This is a genomic window from Alkalihalobacterium chitinilyticum, from assembly GCF_029028005.1.
GTDB lineage: Bacteria > Bacillota > Bacilli > Bacillales > Bacillaceae_F > Alkalihalobacterium > Alkalihalobacterium chitinilyticum.
Window position 1 is genome coordinate 339,836 of the sequence record NZ_JAOTPO010000002.1, and the last position, 24,014, is coordinate 363,849.

The following is a 24,014-nucleotide window of genomic DNA, read 5'->3' on the forward strand; positions in this document are numbered from 1 at the left end:
GGATGTGATCGTATGCTTCAATATGAAACGAAAATCGATGCTAATCAACTAAAAGGAAAAGATTTTTTGACAATACTTGATTTTAGTTCGGATGAAATTTTTTACTTATTAGAATTGGCAAGTCAAATGAAGAGAGAGCAAAAAGAAGGAAAGAGTTCGAATGTTTTACAAGGAAAATCCTTAGGAATGATCTTTGAAAATGCTTCGACAAGAACTCGTGTTTCCTTTGAAGTTGGTATGACCCAGCTAGGAGGACATGCATTATTTTTAAGTCCTCGTGATCTACAGATTGGGCGTGGAGAACCTATTTCGGATACAGCACAAGTTTTATCACGATATGTTGATGCGATCATGGTACGAACGAATAGTCATGAAAAAGTAGAAGAACTAGCAAAATATTCAACAGTTCCTGTTATCAATGCGCTGACAGACTATTACCACCCATGCCAAGCATTAGCGGATTTATTAACGATTTATGAACAAAAGGGCACGTTTAAAGGAAATAAGCTCGTATACGTTGGAGACGGGAATAACGTTGCACATTCCCTCGTTATTGGTGCTGCAAAAGTTGGGATGGATGTTGCAGTAGCAACACCGGCAGGGTACGAAATGAACCAAGACATCGTCGAGAAAGCGTTTGAAGTAGCTAAGTCAACAGGTTCAACGATTAAAATCACGAATGATCCTGTTGAAGCTGTAACAAATGCTGATATTATCTATACTGATGTTTGGGCAAGTATGGGTTATGAATCAGAGCAAAAAGACCGTGAGCTAGCGTTTGGACCCTATCAAGTAAATAGTGAATTAGTAAGCCATGCAAAGAACGATTATATATTCTTACACTGTCTTCCTGCCCACCGTGGAGAAGAAGTAACAGCAGATATTATCGATGGTCAACATTCTGTCGTTTTTGATGAAGCCGAAAATCGTTTACACGTTCAAAAGGCAATTCTTGCATCGGTAATTAAGTAATATCAGTGCTCATGCATACTGTTAGTTTTACCGGATCTTATGGAATCAATTCTAAATGAATTCAATCCTCAAGAAGATAAGTAAATGAAAAGCGTAACGGATTAAGCAGTCCGTTACGCTTTTTTTATTCCCAAAGAGATCTTTTAGTAAAAAACGCTAATTTATAACACGGTACGTAAAACAAACAGCAAGTGGTTATATTAAAAATGTACATTGAAAAGGGGTGAAAATGATGGGACAAAACCACCAATTTGTACCTGGACAAAAAGTTCCGAATAACGGTATATACGTTGAAATAGGGGAAACAGGAAGCATGGTACAAAATCCAAAGTCAATAAAATTAAAAGCTGGAGATACGTTCCCTCAAGCATCAAACCAAAACAGAAAATGGATGCCAAAACGTAAGCCATAGGCTAGAACAGGTGACTTAATTATTTAGACCATTAGTGAGAGTGGGAAAATATTGAGTCACCGCTATCAATTTTAAGAACACAAAAATAAAACATAAAATTTACAATAGGAGCATTTTATTAAGGATTATACATATGAATAATAAGAAGTAGGGACATAGCGTGGAGGGTTTTATGGAAGAGTTAAAAGCTGAATTAGATGCGTTATTAAATCAAAGCGAAAGTAATTTAACGGAAACAGGGAAGAATCGTTTAGAGATACTTTTACAAGAAGTAATCAGTGAAGAAGAGTAGCCTCATAACCAATCTTGACGTTCTGTTATTGCATTTCTCGAAAGATTGCATAAATTAAATAGAGCGGCTTCGAGAAATTAATTCATGAGGATGAGGAAAAAATGAGCGTAAGCGAACGGTTTTTTTGTATCCATGAACAGTGGAGTGTTGTCCATTTACCAGAAAAACCGAATGGATTTGCAATCCTTTTAATAGGCGATACGGACCATTATGTAAATGAAAAAACGTCATTGTGGATGCAACATCCAGAACGTTTAAAGTTTATAGATACGTTAAGAAATGAAGGATATACGATCTTTACTTCAAATTTCTATGGAAGGCATTGGGGGAGTAAAAAAGCTTGTGAGTTAGCAGAAAACCTATACTATTATATTTTAAAACGTGAAATATTAAATCCTCATATCCATATTATTGCAGAAGGAATGGGAGCACTTTTAGCACTGAAACTTTTTGAAAAAATGAAGAATAACATTCGTTCCACTATTATGATTAACCCGTGCTTACACCTTTATCGTTATTATAAAAATGAACGAAACAATCGTTTGTTTTATAAGCGTTTACTCACTGAACTGTCTGCTGCACATCAAATCGAAAAAGAATTAGTCGAGGAAAAAGTTTTAAAGAAAAATAATGCATGGAAGTTTCACAATAATATCCCCCTGTATATATTTCATGAAACAAGTTTCCGAAAGTATAGGTTTGAGGAACACAGTAAACGGTATGAAAAGTATCGATTACAAGAAAAGAGTCCTATCAATTTAAAATTATATTTACCTGGAAAATCAATTTCATATTTTAGTAAGCCCATATTCTCATTTTTACGTAAATATGAACAAAAATTATCAAGTCCTCTCTGATGGCTTTCATTAGAGAGGATTTGTTCAAAGATAGAAAGTATAAAATTCGGTGATGTCTAGCTCTAGGCGCCATCGGCTCGAGGTCGCTTCGGTCCATCAAACGTGTCCGAACCCAGGACACTAATTGCGGGCCCTCCAGCGCTGGTCGCCGATAAGCAGGCGCCTTGCGCTTTTCGGTGATGTCTAGCTCCAGGCGCCATCGGCTCGAGGTCGCTTCGGTCCATCAAACGTGTCCGAACCCAGGACACTAATTGCTGGACCTCGAGCGCTGGTCGCCGATAAGCAGGCACCTTGCGCTTTTCGGTGATGTCTAGCTCCGGTGCTCAGCATCCAGTAGTCGTGCACTTTTCCTTTACGGTCAGCCGTAAAAAGCGTGAAACATTGCGCTTTTCTTAAAGAATGGAGGAATTATATGAAAAAAGCAATCGTAACAGGAGCCCTTGGGTTTATTGGTGTTCACTTGTGTTCTAGATTAATAGAAGAAGGGATTGAAGTCTTTGGGATCGATTCTTTGATTAATGATACACAACAAAGACAAGGGGAGGAAAGGTTGCTTCATATTGGAAGAAATTCTTTATTCCATTATATTCAACAACCGATAGAAGCTGTCGATTTTGCTTCTATGTTAGAAGAAGATACCGTGGTATTTCATCTAGCAGCATCTACTCAAACTGATCATCAGTGGAATCGTTTAAGAGAGACGATCTATCACAATGTGGAGGCTACCCAGCATCTCATTAAAGCTGTAACTGGTAAAGGAAGAATTGTTTATAGTTCCACGGTTCAGGTGTACGGGGAACGTACGGGAATGATTACAGAACGAACACCATCTAATCCTATTAACCCATACGGTCTGACGAAGATGGCAGGAGAATCACTATTAATCCAGGAGAGTAAAAAAAGTGATCTGGATGTTGTTATCGTTAGATTACCAACTGTATATGGTCCCCTGCAACGCGAAGATATGACTTTTCACCAGCTGTTAGAAGCAAAAATCCAGAACAAACCTTTTCCAGAAATTGTTGATCGGTCAACTTATGATATATTATATATTGAAGATGTTGTTGAAGGTTTACTATTGGCAGGAAGAACAAAGTTTGTGAATGAAGTTTATAATTTCTCATCAGGGAAAAAAAGGCAGTGGTTTAAAGGAAAAGAAATGATCACGGGAATTAAAGATAAAGGCTGGAAAAATGCTAGAGAAGAAGTGTTCATTTCCAATCAAAAAAGTTTGGATAAATTAGGCTTTAACCCATGTACAACGGTTGAGGAAGGAATAAAGAAACAAGAAGAATATTTAAAGAAACGATTAAATCGAAAACAATAGATTTAGCAATAGGACAATTTTGGTACATTCGTTAGCTTTCCTTCTATTAAAATATTAGGTAAAATTGAAGTAGAATAAAATAATGGGGGAAACAATTGAACACAAAAACAGTTATTATAGGTTTTTTGCTTTTCTCAATAACTACAATTGCTAGTTTTCTCCTCATAGATTATATGACTGATATAAACGATGGAATTGTAGTTATTATTTCTTTAGCAGTTGGATTTTTAATTGAATATTTATATCGTAAGAAAACGATCTAGAAAGGATTATAGCAAGTCATTAACATACTATACTATGAAAATGATTAAGTTATTGACTTAAGGTGACTACATTATGAAAAAAACGCGGTTCATTTTATTACTACTTGTCGTTTTAATTATAAGCGGTTGTGCTAGCAACACAACAACTTCTAATTTACAAAAGGTTGGATTATTACTTGAAGATACGATTGATGATAAAGGTTGGAATTTCAAAGGATATCAAGGGTTGTTAAAAATTCATTCTGAACTTAATGTTGACGTTTATTTTAAAGAAGAAATTGACTCACTTCCTAAAGTACTAGAAGCGGTAAAAGAGTACCAAGAACAAGGTGTTAATTTAATCTTTGGTCATGGTCGTGTATACAGTGATTATTTTAGTGAGATTAATAGTAAGTACCCTGATATTCATTTTGTTAGTTTTAACGGAACAGTATCTGGGGACAATGTAACTAGCTTACACTTCAACAGTCATGCGATGGGCTTTTTTGCAGGGATGGTCGCAGCCGAGATGACGCAGTCAAACAAAATCGGTGTAATTGCCGCATTTTCTTGGCAACCTGAAATCGAGGGGTTTATAGAAGGAGCAAAATTTCAAAATAACAAAATCGATGTGAGTGTTGATTATGTTAAAGATTGGGCAGATGTCGATACAGCATTGCATCTTTTAGCAAAGATGCATGAGAATGGTATTGATGTGTATTACCCAGCGGGTGACGGTTTTCATATTCCTGTCATTGAGGAGATCAAGAAAAATGGCCAATTCGCTATAGGCTTTGTAAGTGATCAATCAGATCTAGGAGACTCCACCGTTTTAACGAGTACCGTTCAGCATGTGGATCATTTATATCAGGTCGTAGCAGAGCGTTTTAATCGCGGTGAATTAGATACCGGAAATCTCTTTTATGATTTTGAGGATGAAGTAATTACGTTAGGTGAATTTAGTTCGATTATCCCTGAAGAATTTCAAGCTGAAATTCATTCAGCGATTGAGAGCTATGTAAATACAGGTAAATTACCTATAGAAGACTAATGGACGAGGTGAATAATAATATGAATGTAAATCCAGAGTTACAAATGAAATTTATGCAAATTGCCATGAAGTATATGCCTGAAGGAAAAGCGATGCTTGACGAAAAAGGGATCGAGTTGAATATGGATGATCTTCAACCGATGGTAAACATGCTTGTAAAAGTAATGAATGAAGCATACGAACTAGGTAAAGAAGAAAGCAACAAATAAAAATTTGCATAAATTGGACATGCTCATTCGAGAGGGCGAGTACATAGGATAAGTAGTGAAAACACACAAGAAGGAGTTTTGTCTCATGAACTACTATCCGATGTATAGAGATGGTTCAGGGTATGGTCATGGTCACCATCGTCATTTCCCTGTACTGCCGTTTTTAGCTGGATTAGCAGTAAGTCCTTTCTTATTTGGTGGATTAGGCGGTGGTGGTTTTGCCGGTCCTCATTATGGTCCACAATATGGCCCTGGCTTTGGACCACAATACGGCCCACAATTTGGCCCAAGTTACGGTCCACAGTACGGTCCTGGTTTCGGTCCACAATACGGCCCTGGCGGACAATTCGGCGGGGGTTTCTGGTAATAAATAAATAATTAGAGTAAAAGGCTGGCGCTATTAAAAAGTGTCATGTCCCTCAGAAGGTAGTTAAGCTGAGGGACACGACACTTTAGCGTCAGCCTTTTCTTATTTTTTATTTGAGAAAAAGGATTGAAGATTTGAAAGCATGGGTGAAAGTTTTGAGAGATATGGACCGACCACTTGAGCAATTTGGATGATATGTTCTAATTGACTAGTTTCTTGATTGGACATTTGCTCAGTATTGGGATTAGTTGAATCAGATAATTCTGGGTTAGGTGACTCGTCGTTTTCCGGAGCTACTTGTTGTTCGTTCTCTGTCATTGACCCTGGTGGTGGCCCAAACATAAGCTGATCAAAGAAATCACCTTGGGGTTCAGGTGCTTTTTTATTTTGTTCCATTCTGAAATTCCTCCTTACCTAAGAAATCCATACAAACAATTCCTAATTTTATTGAACATCCCCTTATAGTAATAAATATGCTAGTACATAATGAATAGTGTTTAGTGCAAACGCCCTTTTCCTTAGATGTAGTGTATAAGAATTATAGACATCACCATATTTTTGAGATAAAATTAGTACTAGGTCATAATAATTGATATAAAATGAAAATGTGAATATACGTTTGCCATCTGTTAAGGGGGAAGGAAAATGGGAAAAGAAATAAATGCTGGAATATTAGGTATGGGCAGTTTTGTTGGCGACCGTGTCATGACGAATGCAGATCTTGAAAAAATTCTGGATACAACGGATGAATGGATCAAAACAAGAACAGGCATTGAAGAAAGACGTTTTGCTTCTGAAGAAATGAACACTTCTCATATGGCACTTGAAGCTGCCAAAGAAGCGATTGAGGACTCTGGTGTGACACCGGAAGAAATTGATTTAATTTTAGTAGCAACGGTAACTCCTGATATGCCATTTCCTTCTGTTTCGGCAATGATTCAAGAACAATTAGGTGCAAAAAACGCTGCAGCTATGGATATTAGTGCAGCTTGTGCTGGATTTATATATGGAATTGTTACGGCACAACAATTTATCCAAACAGAAGCGTACAAGCATATACTTGTTGTAGGGGTAGAAAAGTTATCGAAGGTTACTGACATGTCAGATCGAAATACAGCTGTGCTTTTCGGTGATGGTGCAGGAGCTGCAGTGTTAGGACCTGTTTCAGAAGGCAGAGGTATTTTGTCGTTTGAGCTAGGTGCTGATGGCAGTGGAGCCATGCACATTCATCAAAAAGAATACATTCATATGAATGGACGGGAAGTATTTAAATTTGCTGTTCGTCAAATGGGTGAATCTTCATTGAGAGTATTAGAAAAAGCGGGATTAACGAAAGAAGATGTTGACTTCTTAGTCCCACATCAAGCTAATATTCGTATTATGGAAGCTTCTAGAGAAAGGTTAGAACTTCCAATCGAAAAAATGTCAGTCACAGTCAATAAATATGGAAATACGTCATCTTCGTCTATTCCAATCGCACTTGTAGAAGAATTGAAAGCTGGTAAAATTAAGGATGATAATGTAGTAGTCCTGGTTGGGTTTGGTGCTGGTCTTGTATGGGGAGCAGTCGCAATCCGTTGGGGTCGATAATCTTTCAGATTTTGAATATACGTACTAAATGACGTTATTAAAGGAGAGAGAGAAGAAAATGAAAAGACGAGTAGTAATTACAGGTTTAGGAACAGTTTCACCCATTGGTTGTGATGTTGCGACAATGTGGGATAATGCGATTTCTGGTGTATCAGGGGTTGGACCACTAACACGGGTAGATGCATCAAAATTCCCTATGAAAGTAGCAGCGGAAGTCTCTGACTTTGATCCTACTCAATTCATGGATAAAAAAGAAGCTCGTAAGATGGACCGTTTTACTCAATTTGCAGTTGCAGCTTCGTTAATGGCACTTGAAGATGCAGATTTAAAAATTACAGATGAAATCGCACCGCGAGTAGGCGTATGGATTGGTTCGGGTATCGGCGGTATGGAAACGTATGAACAACAATTTCGTACATTTGAGGAGAAAGGCTACCGCCGTGTTAGTCCATTTTTCGTTCCAATGATGATCCCAGACATGGCATCAGGACAAGTTTCGATTGTTACAGGTGCAAAAGGCATTAATTCTTGTACCGTAACGGCTTGTGCTTCGGGTACGAACTCAATAGGAGATGCATTTAAAGTCATTCAGCGTGGAGATGCTGATTTTATGATAACAGGCGGGGCAGAAGCGCCAATTACAGATATGGCTGTAGCAGGGTTTAGTGCGGCAAAAGCGATTTCAACAAGTGAAGATCCGAAGACTGCTTCAAGACCTTTTGACTTAAACCGTGACGGATTTGTTATGGGTGAAGGCGCGGGTATCTTAATTTTAGAATCCCTTGAATCGGCACAACAACGCGGGGCTAAAATTTATGCTGAAATTGTTGGTTACGGGGCAACCGGTGATGCCTACCATGTGACAGCGCCTGCTCCAGAAGGTGAAGGCGGTGTAAGAGCTATGCGTCAAGCGATTGAGGACGCAGGTCTTCAACCAGAGGATTTTGATTATATGAACGCACATGGTACAAGTACACCATATAATGATAAGTTTGAAACGATGGCAATAAAGACAGTATTTGGGGACCATGCTCAAAACCTTGCCATTAGTTCAACAAAATCAATGACTGGTCATCTCTTAGGTGCAGCTGGTGCTGTAGAGGCTATTCTTACAGCAAAAGCAATTGCGGAAAGTATTATTCCTCCAACGATCAATTATGAAACACCAGACCCAGAATGTGATTTAGATTACGTACCAAATGAGGCAAGAAAAACCGAAGTTAGAGCAGCGATTAGTAACTCCTTAGGCTTTGGCGGACACAATGCGTGTATCGTTCTAAAAAAATACGCTGAATAAAACCGAACCGGTAGCAGGTACCTTTAGTTGACTAAAGGACCTGCTACCATTTTTTATAGATTATGTTTTCATTCATCGTGATTGAAGTCAAAAAAGTCATGTAGAGCTTCTTTATTCTTTTCTATATCTAGTTCTAAGACGAGGCCAGCGTGCGAGTATCGCTTGTCATTGAAACTGTTCTCAACAGGTATCGTTAATGTTTCTATGTCACCAACGGGATTGAGAAAAAAGTCTTTACTAAGACTTAACATTTTTCTTGTATTAAGGTTCGTATCGATATATGGTTCAACCGATCCGAATAACTGTGGAATTTTTGTAACACCCCGAATGGTTGAGATCTCATCTTTCAATAAAGACAAAACCTCTTGCTGCCTGCGCACTCGTCCAAAGTCATTTTCACTGTCATCACGAAAGCGAACATATTTTAACACATCTTTTCCGTGGACAGTATGCGTTCCAGGTTGAAAATCCATTTTCATTGATGACTTAACCATTCTATTTTCTACGTTAATCTCAACACCTTGTGGAGCAATTGTATCGACGACACGTTCAAATCCTTCGAAATTAACCATCGCATAATAATGAAGGTCTATGTCAAAATTCTCCTTAATTGTTCTCCGTAATAATTCTGGTCCACCAAGAAAAAATGAGGCATTTATTTTATTATCCTGATATTCAGGGATCTTAACATAACTGTCTCGCATAATGGAAGCTATTTTTACAGTACCGTTATTAGGATGATATTGAGCAATCATAATTGTATCCGTTCTTGAACGATCTCCTACAGGCTTATCTACTCCAATCAATAAGATATGGATGGGTTCATTTTTCTTTTGTTGTTCCGCTTGAAAAATAATGGGTTCGTTCTCTATTTTTGGGTCAATTGTTGATGTTTCTTCTAATGTTTGCAAGGAATGTTTTCTTGCTGTTTCATAACCAATTTTTCCATAAGCCAAAAATCCAATTAATAGGAGGAAAGAAAGTGAAGTAATAATTGCAAACCTTCTTTTCCGTTTATAACGTTTCTTTCGATTTCGTTCATCCAAACGTGAGCTCATATACTGCACGCGCCCTCCTTTCATGTGGATGTGTTCAATAGGAAGAATAAAAAAGTGAAACAATAATAACAATTGAGTAAAAACGAAATAATAAAACTAATTTCAATTAAATTGACGGTAAGTTCTTTGTTCAGTAAAGTAATAACTCTGAAGTAATTATAGTATTTGTTGATTTTCATTACGTATTAAAAATTTTTTATGTGAGTTGTTGGAGGATTTATGAATATTACTAACATGTATGAACAGAAACGGAAAGCATCGAGTGATGAGGCAATCGCTGTCATTCAGCCAAAAGCTGATATCATTGTCCCTTTAGCTGTTGGAGAACCACCGGGTTTATTAGATTCACTGCCAAGAGCAGAGCACTTAGACGGAAATCGTTTATTTCAAATGCTTTCTTTAAGGCCGGTATTAAATGTAGATAAAAACAAAGTAAAAATTGTTTCGATGTTTTTAAACAAGGACGAACGAAGAGCCTTTTATGATCATGAGATTGATCTGTTACCAAATCATTTTTCAGATTTACCATATATTTTAAATGAAATGACAACTAACCGTGTGTTAATGGTTACAACATCACCAATGGATGAAAACGGGTATTTTTCACTTGGAACGAATTGTGATTATATTCCTTATCTAATTAATGGAAATTCAACAATAATTGTAGAAGTTAATGAACAGATGCCAAGAACATTCGGAAAAAATCAAATTCATATCAGTCATGTTGATGCCATTTATGAAAATCATCAACCGTTACCTGAAACACCAACAATTCCACTTCGTGATGAAGATAAAATTATTGGTAACTCGATTGCGGACTTAATAAAAAATGGTGATACATTACAAATTGGATTTGGTGCAATTCCTAATGCGATTATGAACGACCTTAAAGCGTATCAAGATTTAACGATATTTACAGAAATGATCCCAGACCAAGTTGTAGACCTTTTTGAAAGCGGGGCAGTGACGAATCGCTCAAATCCACTTGCTCCTGGGAAGATGACAGCAACTTTTGCGTATGGTACAAAACGACTGTATGATTTCATGCATGAAAACAAAGATGTTTTTATGCTGCCAGTTGATGAAACGAATGATGTACGTCATATTGCGAGTATTGACCGAATGGTTACGATCAATGCAACTGTTGAAGTAGATTTTCTTGGTCAATGTAATTCAGAAACAATTGGTGGACGCTATTATTCATCGACAGGTGGTCAAGGGGATTTTGGGATTGGAGCTAGAATGGCGAAAGAAGGACGCGGCGTTATTTGTTTACACTCTACTGCTAAAAATGGTGAGATTTCAAAGATTGTTCCAACCTTACCAAGAGGTGCAGTTGTGACGACTTCAAAAAATGATGTCGATTATGTAGTGACAGAGTTTGGAGTTGCAAAATTAAGAGGAAAAACGATTCGTGAACGAACTCAAAATTTAATTAATATCGCTCATCCGAAATTCAGAGAGGAATTAACTTTTGAAGCAAAGAAGATGGGCTTTTTACTTTAAAAGAAATTAGAGGCTGATATTGAATCAGCCTCTTCTTATAGGAAGTTTTTTAACGAAAATTCTCGACCATACTAAATATACAATTAAAGGAAGAGGTGTATTCATTAGGCCCCAAATCCCCCAAAACCAGCGATTATGGCCTCGTTTTCTAGCATCGATAAATAACCACGTACTTTGAATGATCAGTAAAGCAGCGATTAAGAGCCAATGGTAAATCGTCAAGTCTTGTAAATCATTCATTTTTGAATCCCCTTTCTTAGGGGAGGTTTCAACCGATAGAAGAAATAGCCGGATACACAAACAATAATTGCTATTTGTCCAAGAAAGGTAATAAAAAAGAAGTTGGCATAACCCCATAAAGCGCACGACACGATGACAAGAGCAATTCCCCAAAAAAGGAGTAACTCTTGATAGAGCTTTTTCTTTTGCTCAGACTGTACGGTTTCAACGAGCTGTTCAAGTTCAAGAATAGAAGGTGGAGTAACGTCGACATTGTGTTCAAGCTTTAATAACGAATTACGCACATCTTTTTCAAACTGCTCTAATTCTTTATTATTATTAGGGTGTTTCATCTTTACTCAACTCCTTCCTAAGCTGTTGAAGAGCACTATGAACTCTTGATTTTACCGTACCTTCCGGGATAGAAAGAAGACGGCTGATTTCTTCGTACGAATAGCCATAATAATGTTTCAAAATAATTGGAACACGGAATTCCTCGGACAATTGATACAATTGTTCTATTGTTTCAAGCCAATTCGTATCTTGAACGGTGTAGGATTTTTTCATGAGTTCACCATATTGCTGTTCTTTTAACCATTTGTTTTCTGTCTTTTTTTTTCGCACGGAATCAATAAATAGGTTAGTTCCAATTTGGATGAGCCAAGTTGAAAATTTTGCTTTTCCATTATATTGATGTATTTTTTCAATGCATTTAATCATCGTTTCTTGGGTGAGGTCCTCTGCGAGAGCAGGTTGCAATGTCACTTTGATCAAATAATGCTTTAAAAAAGAGTAGTGTTGTTGTAAAAGCATAGCTAGAGCCTTTTTATTGCCTTTCTTAGCTTCTTTAATTAATTGGTCTTCTCCCATGAAAGGTGCTCCTTTTTGAATTCGGAAAGAAAACAAGTTGTTTTACTTCTTATACGAATAACAAGTTCGTTTCGTTCATTTTATTTTTTCATGAAGCCATTTGAATGCTTGTTCCTTAGTTTGAACTTGATCATTTAAAACGGCGATTTCCAGGTCTAATAGTACAGATGAGAATAAGGGACCTGGTTTAAGGCCTGAGTTTTTCAAATCTTCGCCTGTTAAATAAGTTGGAAGATTTTCACGGGCTTGTAAATAGTTTAAAACACGTTCATCGTCTCGAAGTTCATTTGTAATAAAAAATACGATAGACTCCGCCGAATAAGGTTTGAGCAGTTGGTGCAGTTCACCCATATCAGAAGAGTGTTTCCAAGGATCCTGGGCCTTTAAATCTGAAATTTCTTTCAGCAATTTATTATCCTTTTTTGTTAGAGCAAAACGTTGAGCGCCTTTTAGGTCGTTTTCATAGTAAAACGGGATTAAGAAGTACATAAACCAACTTGGTTTCTGGTCAAGTGTTTTATAGGAATGCTTGTTCTTGTAAAATTCCTCTAGCCGTTGACCGTGCGTAAAGCACTGGGTTAGATGAGATCCTTGGATGCCGAATTGCTGCCAAAACTGAAGCTCGAATAGTCGCTTTAGAGCCTGTGAAGGATAATCTTCAGTAAAAAGCTTTTCCAATTCATGGTTAATTCTAGTTGCTGATAGAGCCTTCATTTTATCTATTGATATGAGTGCTAACTCTTTCGTATGGTCGTCCATTGAAAATTGAAAACGGGTTTCAAAACGAGCAGCTCGTAAAATTCGAGTCGGGTCTTCAATAAAACTTAAATTATATAAGACTTTAATCGTTTTCTCTTCAAGGTGTGTTTTGCCTTGAAACGGATCAACGAGATGACCAAACTTTTTTTGATCTAAACAGATAGCCATCGCATTAATCGTAAAATCCCGACGGTATAAATCTTCCTTTAATGTTGAGTGCTCAACGTCAGGTAAGGCAGCTGGATGGTCATAATACTCGAGTCTTGAAGAAGTTATATCGATTTTAAGTCCTGTTGGGTGAGTCCAGGTTGCAGTTCCAAAGTCTTCATGTGTTTTGACTTCACCACCGTAGTCCTTAACTAATTGATGAGAGAAGCCGATGCCGTCTCCTTCTACAACAATATCGATATCGTCGTTTGGACGGCCTAAAATGATATCTCGAACGATACCGCCAATTAAAAAAACCGAAGTATTCGAATTTGTAGCTGTAGTCCCAATTTCTTTTAATAATTGAAACACTGCTTCTGGTAATTGATTTTTCATTTTTGCCCGCAAGTTGTTGTGCAATTCATTGATCGCAGATTGCTGTAAGTCTTCTTTTAACGCTTGATTATGTAAAATTTCAATGACGTTTGTACGCGATAATATTCCAACTAGTTTTCCTTGATCGACAACAGGTAATCGACCGACATCATGCTTTATCATGATCGTCTGAATCTCTTCTAAAGAAGTATCAGGGTGAATAGAAATCACTTTAGAACTCATATATGCTTTGACAGGTGCGTGTCCTAAACCATGATGTGTTGCTTTATCTAAATCACGACGAGAGATAATGCCAACTAGTTCGTCGTCTTTTACAATCGGAAAACCCGTATGTCCATACCGGTACATCAAGTTCGCAGCTTCTTCGATCGTCATTTCTGGAGGAATTGATTTAACAGGACTTGCCATGATAACACGAGCTGTAATAGCGGGCTTGAGTATTTGTTCCAATTTGCTGATGACTTGTGGAACGACAGCATCTAAATCTACTTTCTTTAGTGTTGCTGATGCTGCTTTTTCGTGTCCGCCGCCACCCCATTCGGTAACGAGAGGAAGAAAGTTAATTCGGTCAGAGCTGGCTCTTCCAACGATATAAACTCGCTTTTGCATTTCAACAATCGTTAGAACAGCGTCAGCACCAGTAGTTTCTAATAACTTTCTCGTTAGTGTTGATAAGCCGCCTTGAAACTTTTTCTGTTGATAGGAACTGACTATAATGTTTAAGCCGTCCATTTCATATTCCGTAGACTGCAAAAGGAGTTGGTTAAATATTTCTTGTTGTTGTTGAAATAACATTTGATCCGAAAAGCGTTGAATGATTTCTAAATTCATTCCTTGATCCATTAGGAAGCTTGCTGCTGCCAGGTCTCTTGAAGTCGTGTTCGAATAAGTAAATGACCCTGTGTCTGTATAAATACCTAAACCAAAAACAGTCGCTTCAAAAGAAGAAACAGGTAACGATCGTTTTCTTATTTCTTCAATTAATAAAGTTACTGTTGCGCCAACCAGTTCAATTGAACCATTCAGGCTTTTAACATCATCATCTTGAGGCGGATGATGATCATAGACTGTAATTTGGACATTTTCTGTATTGAGCTCATTTGCATAATTTCCTGTTCTCTCTAGTGAAGCAACGTCTACTAAAATCAGCTCTGTAACGTCGGACCAGTCGATGAGATGATCTTGAATTAAGTCGATACTATCACGGTATATCGCTAAAAATTGATTGACGGCAGCATTTTGTTTATCAGAAACGACTAGTTTTGCATTTGGATAAAGCTTCTTAGCGGCTAGCATCGATGCTAAAGCATCAAAATCTGTATTTACGTGTGAAATAATGATTTGCAATGGTTTATCCTCCCCGGAATTGGAAATCTATGCTACCAAATGGGCATATTAAGTCTCTTCTTCAATGATGAGACCTTTATATTCGAATGGTTTCGCTTCGTAAGGGTTGTTCTGTTCATTATTTATGCGAATTTTGGTCAATGATTTATAACTTTCGATGATCAACTGTCTGAATTGAATAAGTAATTCTTCAAAGTTAGACTCATCGTTTCGAATAAAGTTTACAAACCTTTTAGGCTCAAAATATAGATAACCTAATTCATCTTCTTTAATTCCTAACTGCTTCATTTCCAAGTGAAATGTTTGTAACGTTTGTCGGACATTTATGACATGCTGGCCGCTGACCGCTTGATCGAAAGAATAGAGGGCTTTGAGTGCCTGGTTATACTTTGAAATTAAATTATCTGTATGTTTAACAATCTTTTGTTGATGACTATCCAGGTCGTTTATTGCAGCAAGTAACTCTTGTTCACGATGATAAAAAGTTTTAAACTCCTTCTTTAGCTCATTGAGCTTTTCATAGTAACGGTCATACGAATCTAGATAATTCTCTGAAGGTTGTTCACTGTTATTTTTCCCTTTTTCGACAGGTGCTAACGGTTCTATCTTACTAACATGTTGTGCACTCATTCGATTCACGTAGTTTGCACGAATTCGATTAGCACGTAAAGAAGAAATTCTTGTAATTCGGTTCATCATTTTCTCCCCCTCTATTCATTTTATCGAAATATTGGGGCAATCGTTGAAGCAAAAAAGAAAAAAATGAGAAAACTTAAGGAGCTGCGAGGGACAGCTCCTTAAATTTGTTGTTCAGATAAACGAAATCGATCATTCCATTTAGTCGCTAATTGCAAAAAGACGATGTTTAAGATTAGTATGATAAAACCGATGAATAACAAAACAAAATTACTCAAAAAAAGTAACCCTGTTAATTGGCTGACGACTAGTGCAACAATCGGAAGAACAATGATACTGCCAAGCTGATACGCTTCTTGATACCCTTTTACTTTAGCTGAGATAATAATATTAAACAAAATGACTAGTAAACTTAGTAATGGTGTAATCCAAATAATTAGAATAACCCATTCCCACGTAGGAAAAATCATCTGATCAAACAAAGGATAGGCAATGATATTTGTAACGATACCATATAAGATGGCTGTAAAAAAAGTAATAGCCACAGCAGGAATAAACGCTGATAGTATTTTTCCAATAAATATAGTTTTCATTGAGATTGGGGCAAAAAGTAAACTTTCTAATGTTTTGCGTTCTTTTTCACCGACAAAACTATTAGCTGAAATCACACTTGAAGCCATTGCTGGAATGAGCATAAAAAATGGTGTAAATCCATAGAGCATGAAAAAATAAATGAGTTGGTGGTTGAGAGTAGGGAGGACTTCAAGTGATTCTCTTAACCCTCCTTCAGGAAGGTCCTGAATAACGTTTACAATCATATCTGTGTTTCCAACCATGGATAAATCAAAAAATCTAGCCGTGATCAGTAAGGCGCTAGGAAGGACAACGCCCAAAATGAGCGGAACAATAAGCATCGGTAACCAGATTTGAATGTTTGACGTAATAGCTCTCATATCTTTAATGGCAATGGACCACATCGCTTGTTTATTCATGGCGATTACTCCTTCTAATTGTAAAGTACAATGATTCTAGATTATTGTTTAATATTTCAGCAGAATACAGCTTTCCTCGATCAGTAATTTGTTTTAAGACTTGAGAGACGGTTTCAAGGTCAGGAAGGGAAACTTGAATTCCGTCGATTTCTTTAGTAAATGGAATTTGTAAGTCCGTTAGCAAAGAAAGCGGAAAATCACCGGTAAGCTTTAACTGAATTTCGTGTAGGTACTTTTTCTCCAACTGTTGTTTTGTGCCTTCTTCAATTTTTTTACCTTCTTCAATAAAAATATAACGGTCACAAACGGTTTCCAACTGTTCAAGGACGTGAGAGCAAATGACAATGGTCGTATTTTCCTCTTGATTTAATCGTTTTAGATAGGAAAGAACGAGACGAATACCATCTGGATCGAGTCCATTTGTTGGCTCATCAAGAAATAAGATCTTCGGCCGATGAAGTAGAACTTTTGCTAGACCAAGCCGCTTTTTCATCCCTGTACTATACGTTCCAACTTTACGATCAATAAAAGGCTCCAAATGAAAAAGATGAATTAATTCTTCTATCCTTTTCTGATCTACATTTGGATAGAGAGAAGCAAAAAATATTAAGTTAGCACGTCCTGTCATCTCTTCATACAAACCGGCATTTTCTGTCATTGTCCCACAAAAGGATCGGACGTCATCACCATTTTCATTTGGAGAGAAGCCGTTAATTTGTATCACGCCGCCATTCGTACTAATAATACCGTTCATTAAGCGGATTAATGTTGTTTTACCGGAACCATTGGGGCCAATCAGGCCAACAATTTGCCCCTTCGCAATAGAAAAGCTTATGTTCTCTATTACCTTGTGAGTTCCAAATGTTTTATTTAACTGTTCAACTAAAATCATAAATTATTCACCACCTATATCTTATGTACAACTAATACGATCACAGGGGTCAAAACGTTCACTGCAAACGAAAATTTTTTACGATGACTTGTAACTTTGCTATAAGTGAATACGTCAAATATATTAAAGGAATTGAATGAAGGAGTGTTTTCCATGAAAAAGCTATGGTCATTATTTCTTGTTATCGCCTTGCTATTCGTCGGCTGCGGGCAAAGTGAAGAGACCAACATGTCCGTAATGACAGGATTAATTGTAGAAAAAGAGGGAAATCGGATATTGGTGATTGAAAATGTGACGAAAGATCAACTTGATTCACTTGATTTAGATGAAGTACTTAACCAAGGATATGAAGCGATTTGGTTTGAGGTTGAGGACCAAGAGTTATTTGAAAATTTATACGTAGGAGATAAAGTAGCAGTAGAATATGACATTGTTCTAGAATCATACCCTGGACAATCTAAAGCGGTTAGTATTACAAAATTGGATAAATAATAAAGAAGAATAAAAATGGAAGCGTTAATCTATTGATATATTACTAATTAGATAAGCACTAAAGAGATTAGTTTGCAGAAATTCATAAAAAATACATTCTTCCAGTATAAAGTAAACATAAGGGATTGGATTAGATCTTTATTTCATCATGGAACATAGTTGGAGGAAATTAAAATGACATTCGTCGCTGCATTGCTTCAAGAACCACTGCTATTATTGTTTGTTATATTATTCTTAGGATCATGGTTTGGGCAATTAAGTATAAAAGGTTTGCGTTTAGGAACAGCAGGAGTGCTTCTTGTAGCGATGGTATTTGGTCACTTTGGATATGAGGTGTCACAGGTTGTCCAAAATTTTGGACTTAGTTTATTTATTGTTGCTGTAGGTCTACAAGCAGGACCTCGTTTTTTTAGAATGATGCGTACAAATGGCTTGATATTCGGGATAATCGCTTTACTGGTTGTCTTCGTTTCTGTAATAACAACAATTATCGTATCAAAAGTATTTAATCTGTCACCAGCACTAAGTGTAGGTTTAATGACAGGCGCTTTAACAAGTACCCCGGGACTGGCAGCTGCCCTTCAAGCAACCAATGACCCACTTGCTTCAGTTGGGTACGGGATTGCCTATCCTTTTGGTGTTTTAGCAGTTGTGTTATTTGTTCAGTTATTACCAAGATTAAAAAAAATTGATCTTGTTCAAGATTTAAATGAGGCTAATAATCCAGTTCGTAATAATAAATCTCCTGAAGTAATGACCATAGAAGTCACTAATACGCAAATTAATAAAAAAACATTAAGTGAATTGAAGTTTCCAAAAGTTAGTTCTGTTGTGATTAGTCGTGTAATTCGTAACCAACGAACAATTATTGCGCTTAACGATACCGTTTTATTAACAGGAGATAAACTCGTTACGGTAGGGGAAAAAACAGACCTTGAAAAGTTCTGTCAACATGTAGGTAAAAAAGTAGAGATAGATCTTAGCAATGCAGATAATATTAAACTTCGTAAAGTCATGGTTGCATCGGATGATCTGGTTGGGAAAAGTATAAGAGAATTACGCTTACGCAGAGATTATGGTATCACTGTTACTCGTATTGAGCGGAACGGGATTGAGCTTAACCAAAGTCCAAGAATGCGTTTAGAACGTGGAGACGTCTTAACAATCGTAAGTAGTGAGGATCGATTAGATAATGTTGAAAAGCTATTCACTAGAAGAAGATTAACAGTTACAAACGTACATATTTTTTCTCTAAGTATTATTTTAATCCTCGGTATTTTAGTCGGAATGATACCATTTTATCTACCTGGTCTAGGTACGATTACACTAGGTGTTGCGGGTGGTCCGTTATTTGTTGCGTTGATCATTGGACACTTCGGTAAGTTAGGACCGATACAAGCACGGTATTATGAACCTGCTAATGCCGTCATACGGGATCTTGGGCTCGTCCTGTTTTTAGCGGGGGCTGGAACAACTGCGGGACAAGGCCTAGTAGAAGTCATTCAAACCGAAGGGCTAAGACTTGTATTAGGGGGAACTGTGATTACATTAACTCCGATCATTTTAGGCTATTTTATTGCGAGAAGCTTATTTAAGTTAAGTGTTATCCATTCGTTAGGTGCTCTTTGCGGAGGAATGACAAGCACTCCAGGGTTAGGTGCTGTCAATCAACTCATTGACTCTAATGACCCTGCGATAGCTTATGCAGCAGCGTATCCTTTTGCACTTATATTTGTTGCAATTGCATCTCAGTTAATTATCTTTTTCTTATAATAGGTACAGGCGCATTGGAGGAAAAATAAATCCAATGCGCCTTTATAATCGCTTATCTTGCAAATACGTGATTACCAATTGTTATTGTATGCTGACGAGTAGCAATCCAATGGTTTGTTGCGATACGTGGATTATAGAAGAATAGAGACCCTGAGCCTTGTCCTCTGAATGCTAAAGCTTCATTAACAGCACGAATAGATTGAGCGTCAGCTGCTCGATTAATTCGTCCGTTTTGTACCGGTGAGAACGCGTAATGTCCATTAGAAACTTCGTTAATAACGCCACGAACAGTGTTAGGGAAATCTTTATGATCTACACGATTTAATACAACAGTTGCAACTGCGACTTTCCCCGCATACGGTTCACCTTCAGCTTCAGCACGAACTAAGCGTGCCATTAAATCTCTATCACTAGCAGAAACACTGGCAGGGATCGTTAATCTTTCTCCAGCAAAAATCGTATTTGAAGTCTTATTGTTTGCTCTTTTAATAGAAGTGATAGGAACACCATAATGGTTTCCAATCGTCCATAAACTTTCTCCAGATCGTACGGTGTGAGTTGAATTTGCATCTGCAGTTGATGTAAACCCAAATACTAATAAAGTAACAGTAACGATAAAACTAGATAACCAAATTCTTTTTTTCATGTTGTAATTCCTCCTCTTGTTCTAGCAAGCTCTCAACATAGGCTAACAAGAATTAGAGTCAATTACCTTAGGAGATCTTTTCCAATTGGTGGAGACCTCTTAAAAAACCTTTATAGGACAAGTGTTTGAGAGTAATATTACGAATCTATTACCAATTGTGTAATTGTCTCTAAAGTTTCAGAAAACTGAGAGAAACAAAAACATTGAAAGTACAGGGAATTCTTTTATTTATATAGAATGATAGCACTGTGGGAAATTATGAAATCCGTAAAAATGGGAAAAGGTGACATCGACTTTACCTTTTTATATGCTACATTGAAGTAGTCGAAGGCTCTTCGTCTAAAACAAAGTAAATGGAGGAATTACAGTGAAAAAAATACTAACAACATCATTTGCAGCCCTTCTAATGACAAGCTTGTTTGCAACAGGTGCATATGCTTCTACTGAGAAGCAAACAAAAGGAACAACTAACTATCAGGTTCAAGTTTACTCTAATACTATGAATCAAGAGCTATTTGATAATCTATTAAAAGACCTTAAATCGAATCGAGACCTTCAATCGATAATAGAAAGAATTCAAGCGACATATCCAAATGTAAAAGTGGAACCTGTTAAAAGAGAACCGCTTCAACAAAATCAAAACGATACAGACCCGTCAAAAGAGACGATAAAAGTTGAGCAACCGGAAAGGGAACAACCAAAAGAGGCCAAACCTGATCAATCTAAAGTGAATACACCGACAACACAACAAACTAATCAATCGCAGCCGACTCAATCAAGTGAACAAGTCCAATCAGGAATTACAGCTGAGGAACAACAAATGGTCAACTTAGTTAATGAAGAACGTGCTAAAGTCGGGCTGCCTGCTTTAAAGGTAAATACAGATCTGACGAAGGTTGCACGCGTAAAGGCACAAGATATGATTGATCACAATTACTTTGCTCATCAGTCACCGACATACGGCTCTCCTTTTGATATGTTACAACACTATGGCGTTTCATATAGAACAGCAGGAGAAAATTTAGCTGGAAATCAAACGGTAGAGGCCGCACACCGAGCATTAATGAACTCAAGCGGACACCGAGCTAACATCCTAAACCATCAATATACTGAAGTAGGAATTGGGATTATTAATGGCGGACCGTATGGGAAAATGTTCGTTCAATTATTTAAGGGATGACAATATAGTAAGTAAAAATAGTTTAGAAGGCTGACATTTATGAGTCAGTCTTCTTTTGTTGTAATCAAAGTGTCATCATAAATTAACACAAAAATCTCTTTTTTTTTACTATACTAAAACTTAGGTAAAAGGAGGGAATGTATGCTAAGGAAAATTAGTGGTGTGTTGATCTTATATATATCTTTATACTTATTAGGAAATGGAACAGTTAACGCTTCTGTTAAAGTTGATTTCTCGGAAGATCTTTTTAGTGAGGCTGTTATATTAATAGATGGAAAGTCTGGTAAAGTACTTTATGAAAAAAATAGTGAGCAGCAAATGTATCCTGCCAGCATTACAAAAATTATTACCGGTATTCTTGCGATAGAGCAAGCTGATTTATCTGATACTGTTACTATAAGTAAAAACGCACGTGAAGTAATTGGCACCCGTGTATACCTGTTAGAAGGAGAAGAAGTCGAGTTAAAAAAGCTCGTCCAAGGCCTTTTAATAAGTTCAGGAAATGATGCGGGATTAGCTATAGCTGAACACATTTCAGAAAATGAAATGAACTTTGCAAGGAAAATGAACCAATTTGTGCGCGAAAAAGTTGGAGTAGATAACACGAATTTCACTAACCCGCATGGTTTATTCGATGAGGAACATTACACGACTGCATACGATATGGCGAAGATCGCCAAATATGCGATGAAAAATGATACGTTCCGAGAAATTGTCAGTACGAAAGAGTTGCCTTGGATCGGCGAAGGTTGGGAAACAACGATTTATAATCATAACCGGATGCTCTGGAATTATGAAGGAGCTACTGGAATAAAAAATGGTTATGTTCAAAAATCAGGTTACACGCTAGTTACTTCTGTTCAGCAAGGAGAAACAGAATTAATCGCAGTTACATTAAATGCACCGTCATCTAAACATGCGTATCGTGATATGCACCGGTTATTTGATTATGGATTTGATAACTTTGACACGAAGCTTATTGCCAAAGATCAAGTATTTCAAGATCCTTTTGGAAGCAAGTATACGTTAGCTGATGATCTGTATGTAACGGTGAAAAAAGGCGATGCACTATTTTTAGATGTAAGTATTTATGGGTATTTAAAAGTAGTAGGAAAAAATAATCAATTAGTAGGAATTCGTGGTTTACAAAGAATGGAAGAGCAAGTTGCGAAAAGAACTCCCGAGTTTTTAGCAAGTATAGAACGCCGGTGAGTAAAGCAAAGACTAAGGTTGCTGGGAATTAAGCTCCAGAAACAATGTAAAGTAAAAAGTAAATCCACGCTCGATCTAACCAACAGGATAAATTGCAAAAAGACTTGAGATACAAAATCTCAAGTCTTTTTGCTGAAGAAATTTGGGCGATGCGTTTTCTTGGATGGTTCTAGTTTCCAAAATGATCCCCTTTACTTAAAAGCTTGCAGGCAGAAAAGGGTGTTTTTCAGTAATTGATACTTTTACGCAATATTTTCAGTTTAGTATAACCACTGTGCAATTGAGTAAAAGATAGGGATACCTAAAGTTAAGTTGAATGGGAATGTAATCCCGAGTGCTAACCCTAAATAAATCGAAGGATTTGCATCTGGAACCGATGTGCTCATAGCTGCTGGTGCTGCAATATAAGAGGCACTTGCTGCCAATACGCCCATAAGTGTTGCTCCACCAACTGATAAACCACAAGCCATTCCTACAAATACACCTAAAACTCCATAAATAATCGGCATGAATATAGCAAAAGAAAGTAATTTTAAGCCATGTTTACGAACAACGGCTAACCGCTGTCCAGCGATAAGACCCATATTTAATAGGAACAATGTCAGCATACTTGGGTACAAATCAATAAATAGAGGTTGAATTAACGGTTTTCCGTCTAATCCAATGATCATCCCAATGACTAAACTTCCCGCTAGCAACAAAATACTTTTACCTAAGAAACATTCACGTAGTTGCTCTTTGCTTAACTTAAACGAAAAGGAAGGTGCAACAATACCAACTTTACGAACCGATGCTTCTTCAGTATTTCGACCCTTTAAAAATTCAAGTAAAACAAGTGCTATTAAAATTGCAGGTATTTCCATTAACACAACCATAGCATTCATAAACGCTTCATAATTGACTGCTCGGTTTTCTAGAAAAGCTGCAGCTGCACCATATGTAACAATACTTACAGATCCATAAGTCGCAGCTAAAGCGATTGCATTTTTGGTATCCAGTTTAACAACTTTTCTTAAGTAAATTAAAGTAAGGATCGGAGTAAGAGTACCTAAAAATATTGTACCTAGTATTGGCTTCGTAACTTCTGTAATTGAAAACTGTGAAAGTTCAATCCCGCCTTTTAAACCAATCGCAATTAATAAATATAAACTCAATGTTTCCCCAAGAGCTTTAGGAAACGTGAAATTAGAGCCAAGGGCAACCGCTACCATACCGAGGACAAAGAAGAGTACAGCCGGGTTTAGTAAATTTTCTATAACCATTTGTAACATGA

26 protein-coding genes are annotated in these 24,014 nt (G+C 37.1%); 15 read left to right on the forward strand and 11 right to left on the reverse strand.

Annotated elements, in window-relative coordinates; translation table 11 throughout:
* Positions 1-12 precede the first annotated feature (12 nt).
* The 8 genes from argF (at position 13) to N7Z68_RS04320 (ending at position 5,729) form a co-directional block, all read left to right on the forward strand.
* Positions 13-972, forward strand: coding sequence for an ornithine carbamoyltransferase (argF, locus tag N7Z68_RS04285; RefSeq protein WP_275117223.1), 960 nt, complete (start codon positions 13-15; stop codon positions 970-972).
* 232 nt (positions 973-1,204) lie between these two features.
* Positions 1,205-1,384: a YjzC family protein gene (locus N7Z68_RS04290; protein WP_216828324.1), complete on the forward strand. Its 180-nt coding sequence runs from the start codon at positions 1,205-1,207 to the stop codon at positions 1,382-1,384.
* Between the two features lie 393 nt (positions 1,385-1,777).
* Positions 1,778-2,533 (forward strand): alpha/beta hydrolase, encoded by a 756-nt coding sequence (locus N7Z68_RS04295; protein WP_275117224.1) that lies wholly within the window; start codon positions 1,778-1,780, stop codon positions 2,531-2,533.
* A 412-nt stretch (positions 2,534-2,945) separates the two neighbouring features.
* Positions 2,946-3,860, forward strand: coding sequence for an NAD-dependent epimerase/dehydratase family protein (locus N7Z68_RS04300; protein ID WP_275117225.1), 915 nt, complete (start codon positions 2,946-2,948; stop codon positions 3,858-3,860).
* A 95-nt stretch (positions 3,861-3,955) separates the two neighbouring features.
* Positions 3,956-4,123 (forward strand): hypothetical protein, encoded by a 168-nt coding sequence (locus N7Z68_RS04305; protein ID WP_275117226.1) that lies wholly within the window; start codon positions 3,956-3,958, stop codon positions 4,121-4,123.
* 73 nt (positions 4,124-4,196) lie between these two features.
* The gene (locus tag N7Z68_RS04310; protein ID WP_275117227.1) at positions 4,197-5,153 is read left to right on the forward strand and encodes a BMP family ABC transporter substrate-binding protein; all 957 of its coding nucleotides are present in this window, start codon (positions 4,197-4,199) and stop codon (positions 5,151-5,153) included.
* Positions 5,154-5,173: 20 nt separating this feature from the next.
* The gene (locus N7Z68_RS04315) at positions 5,174-5,362 is read left to right on the forward strand and encodes a ComZ family protein (RefSeq protein ID WP_275117228.1); all 189 of its coding nucleotides are present in this window, start codon (positions 5,174-5,176) and stop codon (positions 5,360-5,362) included.
* An 85-nt stretch (positions 5,363-5,447) separates the two neighbouring features.
* Positions 5,448-5,729 (forward strand): penicillin-binding protein, encoded by a 282-nt coding sequence (locus tag N7Z68_RS04320; RefSeq protein WP_275117229.1) that lies wholly within the window; start codon positions 5,448-5,450, stop codon positions 5,727-5,729.
* A gap of 102 nt (positions 5,730-5,831) precedes the next feature.
* Here N7Z68_RS04320 and N7Z68_RS04325 read toward each other — a convergent pair whose 3' ends face one another.
* Positions 5,832-6,125, reverse strand: coding sequence for a hypothetical protein (locus N7Z68_RS04325; RefSeq protein ID WP_275117230.1), 294 nt, complete (start codon positions 6,123-6,125; stop codon positions 5,832-5,834).
* Between the two features lie 261 nt (positions 6,126-6,386).
* Between N7Z68_RS04325 and N7Z68_RS04330 the strand changes: the two genes are divergently transcribed.
* Complete coding sequence (locus N7Z68_RS04330) at positions 6,387-7,319, forward strand: beta-ketoacyl-ACP synthase III (protein WP_275117364.1); 933 nt, start codon at positions 6,387-6,389, stop codon at positions 7,317-7,319.
* Between the two features lie 58 nt (positions 7,320-7,377).
* Positions 7,378-8,616 (forward strand): beta-ketoacyl-ACP synthase II, encoded by a 1,239-nt coding sequence (gene fabF / locus N7Z68_RS04335; protein WP_275117231.1) that lies wholly within the window; start codon positions 7,378-7,380, stop codon positions 8,614-8,616.
* 68 nt (positions 8,617-8,684) lie between these two features.
* On the opposite strand, the gene N7Z68_RS04340 is transcribed toward fabF, so the two are convergent.
* Entirely contained in the window at positions 8,685-9,674 is a 990-nt protein-coding gene (locus tag N7Z68_RS04340) for an LCP family protein (RefSeq protein ID WP_275117232.1), read from the reverse strand.
* Positions 9,675-9,893: 219 nt separating this feature from the next.
* On the opposite strand from N7Z68_RS04340, the gene N7Z68_RS04345 reads away from it, so the two are divergent.
* Positions 9,894-11,180: an acetyl-CoA hydrolase/transferase family protein gene (locus N7Z68_RS04345; protein ID WP_275117233.1), complete on the forward strand. Its 1,287-nt coding sequence runs from the start codon at positions 9,894-9,896 to the stop codon at positions 11,178-11,180.
* A gap of 24 nt (positions 11,181-11,204) precedes the next feature.
* Here N7Z68_RS04345 and N7Z68_RS04350 read toward each other — a convergent pair whose 3' ends face one another.
* From N7Z68_RS04350 to N7Z68_RS04380, 7 genes are all read right to left on the reverse strand, one after another.
* Positions 11,205-11,420 (reverse strand): sigmaY antisigma factor component, encoded by a 216-nt coding sequence (locus N7Z68_RS04350; RefSeq protein WP_275117234.1) that lies wholly within the window; start codon positions 11,418-11,420, stop codon positions 11,205-11,207.
* Positions 11,417-11,752 carry a YxlC family protein gene (locus N7Z68_RS04355; RefSeq protein WP_275117235.1) on the reverse strand — a complete coding sequence of 112 codons (336 nt, stop codon included), beginning with the start codon at positions 11,750-11,752 and terminating at the stop codon, positions 11,417-11,419. Before N7Z68_RS04355 ends, N7Z68_RS04350 begins: the two co-directional genes overlap by 4 nt.
* A complete protein-coding gene (sigY, locus tag N7Z68_RS04360) occupies positions 11,739-12,269 on the reverse strand; it encodes an RNA polymerase sigma factor SigY (RefSeq protein ID WP_275117236.1) in 531 nt (176 codons plus the stop codon). Before sigY ends, N7Z68_RS04355 begins: the two co-directional genes overlap by 14 nt.
* A 75-nt stretch (positions 12,270-12,344) precedes the next feature.
* Complete coding sequence (locus N7Z68_RS04365; RefSeq protein WP_275117237.1) at positions 12,345-14,918, reverse strand: CBS domain-containing protein; 2,574 nt, start codon at positions 14,916-14,918, stop codon at positions 12,345-12,347.
* A gap of 48 nt (positions 14,919-14,966) precedes the next feature.
* Positions 14,967-15,617: a hypothetical protein gene (locus N7Z68_RS04370; RefSeq protein ID WP_275117238.1), complete on the reverse strand. Its 651-nt coding sequence runs from the start codon at positions 15,615-15,617 to the stop codon at positions 14,967-14,969.
* A gap of 98 nt (positions 15,618-15,715) precedes the next feature.
* The gene (locus N7Z68_RS04375) at positions 15,716-16,546 is read right to left on the reverse strand and encodes an ABC transporter permease subunit (protein ID WP_275117239.1); all 831 of its coding nucleotides are present in this window, start codon (positions 16,544-16,546) and stop codon (positions 15,716-15,718) included.
* A complete protein-coding gene (locus N7Z68_RS04380) occupies positions 16,539-17,438 on the reverse strand; it encodes an ABC transporter ATP-binding protein (RefSeq protein ID WP_275117240.1) in 900 nt (299 codons plus the stop codon). Before N7Z68_RS04380 ends, N7Z68_RS04375 begins: the two co-directional genes overlap by 8 nt.
* A 153-nt stretch (positions 17,439-17,591) precedes the next feature.
* On the opposite strand from N7Z68_RS04380, the gene N7Z68_RS04385 reads away from it, so the two are divergent.
* Together N7Z68_RS04385 and N7Z68_RS04390 are read left to right on the forward strand one after the other, a co-directional pair.
* Positions 17,592-17,930 carry a DUF3221 domain-containing protein gene (locus tag N7Z68_RS04385; RefSeq protein ID WP_275117241.1) on the forward strand — a complete coding sequence of 113 codons (339 nt, stop codon included), beginning with the start codon at positions 17,592-17,594 and terminating at the stop codon, positions 17,928-17,930.
* A gap of 174 nt (positions 17,931-18,104) precedes the next feature.
* The gene (locus N7Z68_RS04390) at positions 18,105-19,703 is read left to right on the forward strand and encodes an aspartate:alanine exchanger family transporter (RefSeq protein ID WP_275117242.1); all 1,599 of its coding nucleotides are present in this window, start codon (positions 18,105-18,107) and stop codon (positions 19,701-19,703) included.
* A gap of 52 nt (positions 19,704-19,755) precedes the next feature.
* On the opposite strand, the gene N7Z68_RS04395 is transcribed toward N7Z68_RS04390, so the two are convergent.
* Entirely contained in the window at positions 19,756-20,349 is a 594-nt protein-coding gene (locus N7Z68_RS04395) for a cell wall hydrolase (protein ID WP_275117243.1), read from the reverse strand.
* A gap of 367 nt (positions 20,350-20,716) precedes the next feature.
* Between N7Z68_RS04395 and N7Z68_RS04400 the strand changes: the two genes are divergently transcribed.
* Both N7Z68_RS04400 and N7Z68_RS04405 read left to right on the forward strand, forming a co-directional pair.
* Positions 20,717-21,529 (forward strand): CAP domain-containing protein, encoded by an 813-nt coding sequence (locus N7Z68_RS04400; RefSeq protein ID WP_275117244.1) that lies wholly within the window; start codon positions 20,717-20,719, stop codon positions 21,527-21,529.
* Positions 21,530-21,670: 141 nt separating this feature from the next.
* Complete coding sequence (locus tag N7Z68_RS04405; RefSeq protein WP_275117245.1) at positions 21,671-22,741, forward strand: D-alanyl-D-alanine carboxypeptidase family protein; 1,071 nt, start codon at positions 21,671-21,673, stop codon at positions 22,739-22,741.
* 260 nt (positions 22,742-23,001) lie between these two features.
* Here N7Z68_RS04405 and N7Z68_RS04410 read toward each other — a convergent pair whose 3' ends face one another.
* Entirely contained in the window at positions 23,002-24,012 is a 1,011-nt protein-coding gene (locus N7Z68_RS04410) for a sodium-dependent bicarbonate transport family permease (protein ID WP_275117246.1), read from the reverse strand.
* Positions 24,013-24,014: the final 2 nt, after the last annotated feature.

What these genes read in the sequence shown, in the direction of transcription:
- N7Z68_RS04300 (WP_275117225.1), top strand. Translation starts at nt 2,946, where the DNA reads ATGAAAAAAGCAATCGTAACAGGAGCCCTTGGGTTTATTGGTGTTCAC.
- fabF (WP_275117231.1), top strand. Translation starts at nt 7,378, where the DNA reads ATGAAAAGACGAGTAGTAATTACAGGTTTAGGAACAGTTTCACCCATT.
- N7Z68_RS04395 (WP_275117243.1), bottom strand. Translation starts at nt 20,349, where the DNA reads ATGAAAAAAAGAATTTGGTTATCTAGTTTTATCGTTACTGTTACTTTA.
- argF (WP_275117223.1), top strand. Translation starts at nt 13, where the DNA reads ATGCTTCAATATGAAACGAAAATCGATGCTAATCAACTAAAAGGAAAA.
- N7Z68_RS04405 (WP_275117245.1), top strand. Translation starts at nt 21,671, where the DNA reads ATGCTAAGGAAAATTAGTGGTGTGTTGATCTTATATATATCTTTATAC.
- N7Z68_RS04385 (WP_275117241.1), top strand. Translation starts at nt 17,592, where the DNA reads ATGAAAAAGCTATGGTCATTATTTCTTGTTATCGCCTTGCTATTCGTC.
- N7Z68_RS04315 (WP_275117228.1), top strand. Translation starts at nt 5,174, where the DNA reads ATGAATGTAAATCCAGAGTTACAAATGAAATTTATGCAAATTGCCATG.
- N7Z68_RS04340 (WP_275117232.1), bottom strand. Translation starts at nt 9,674, where the DNA reads ATGAGCTCACGTTTGGATGAACGAAATCGAAAGAAACGTTATAAACGG.
- N7Z68_RS04410 (WP_275117246.1), bottom strand. Translation starts at nt 24,012, where the DNA reads ATGTTACAAATGGTTATAGAAAATTTACTAAACCCGGCTGTACTCTTC.
- N7Z68_RS04325 (WP_275117230.1), bottom strand. Translation starts at nt 6,125, where the DNA reads ATGGAACAAAATAAAAAAGCACCTGAACCCCAAGGTGATTTCTTTGAT.
- N7Z68_RS04350 (WP_275117234.1), bottom strand. Translation starts at nt 11,420, where the DNA reads ATGAATGATTTACAAGACTTGACGATTTACCATTGGCTCTTAATCGCT.
- N7Z68_RS04370 (WP_275117238.1), bottom strand. Translation starts at nt 15,617, where the DNA reads ATGATGAACCGAATTACAAGAATTTCTTCTTTACGTGCTAATCGAATT.
- sigY (WP_275117236.1), bottom strand. Translation starts at nt 12,269, where the DNA reads ATGGGAGAAGACCAATTAATTAAAGAAGCTAAGAAAGGCAATAAAAAG.
- N7Z68_RS04320 (WP_275117229.1), top strand. Translation starts at nt 5,448, where the DNA reads ATGAACTACTATCCGATGTATAGAGATGGTTCAGGGTATGGTCATGGT.
- N7Z68_RS04390 (WP_275117242.1), top strand. Translation starts at nt 18,105, where the DNA reads ATGACATTCGTCGCTGCATTGCTTCAAGAACCACTGCTATTATTGTTT.
- N7Z68_RS04310 (WP_275117227.1), top strand. Translation starts at nt 4,197, where the DNA reads ATGAAAAAAACGCGGTTCATTTTATTACTACTTGTCGTTTTAATTATA.
- N7Z68_RS04290 (WP_216828324.1), top strand. Translation starts at nt 1,205, where the DNA reads ATGGGACAAAACCACCAATTTGTACCTGGACAAAAAGTTCCGAATAAC.
- N7Z68_RS04375 (WP_275117239.1), bottom strand. Translation starts at nt 16,546, where the DNA reads ATGAATAAACAAGCGATGTGGTCCATTGCCATTAAAGATATGAGAGCT.
- N7Z68_RS04380 (WP_275117240.1), bottom strand. Translation starts at nt 17,438, where the DNA reads ATGATTTTAGTTGAACAGTTAAATAAAACATTTGGAACTCACAAGGTA.
- N7Z68_RS04295 (WP_275117224.1), top strand. Translation starts at nt 1,778, where the DNA reads ATGAGCGTAAGCGAACGGTTTTTTTGTATCCATGAACAGTGGAGTGTT.
- N7Z68_RS04355 (WP_275117235.1), bottom strand. Translation starts at nt 11,752, where the DNA reads ATGAAACACCCTAATAATAATAAAGAATTAGAGCAGTTTGAAAAAGAT.
- N7Z68_RS04345 (WP_275117233.1), top strand. Translation starts at nt 9,894, where the DNA reads ATGAATATTACTAACATGTATGAACAGAAACGGAAAGCATCGAGTGAT.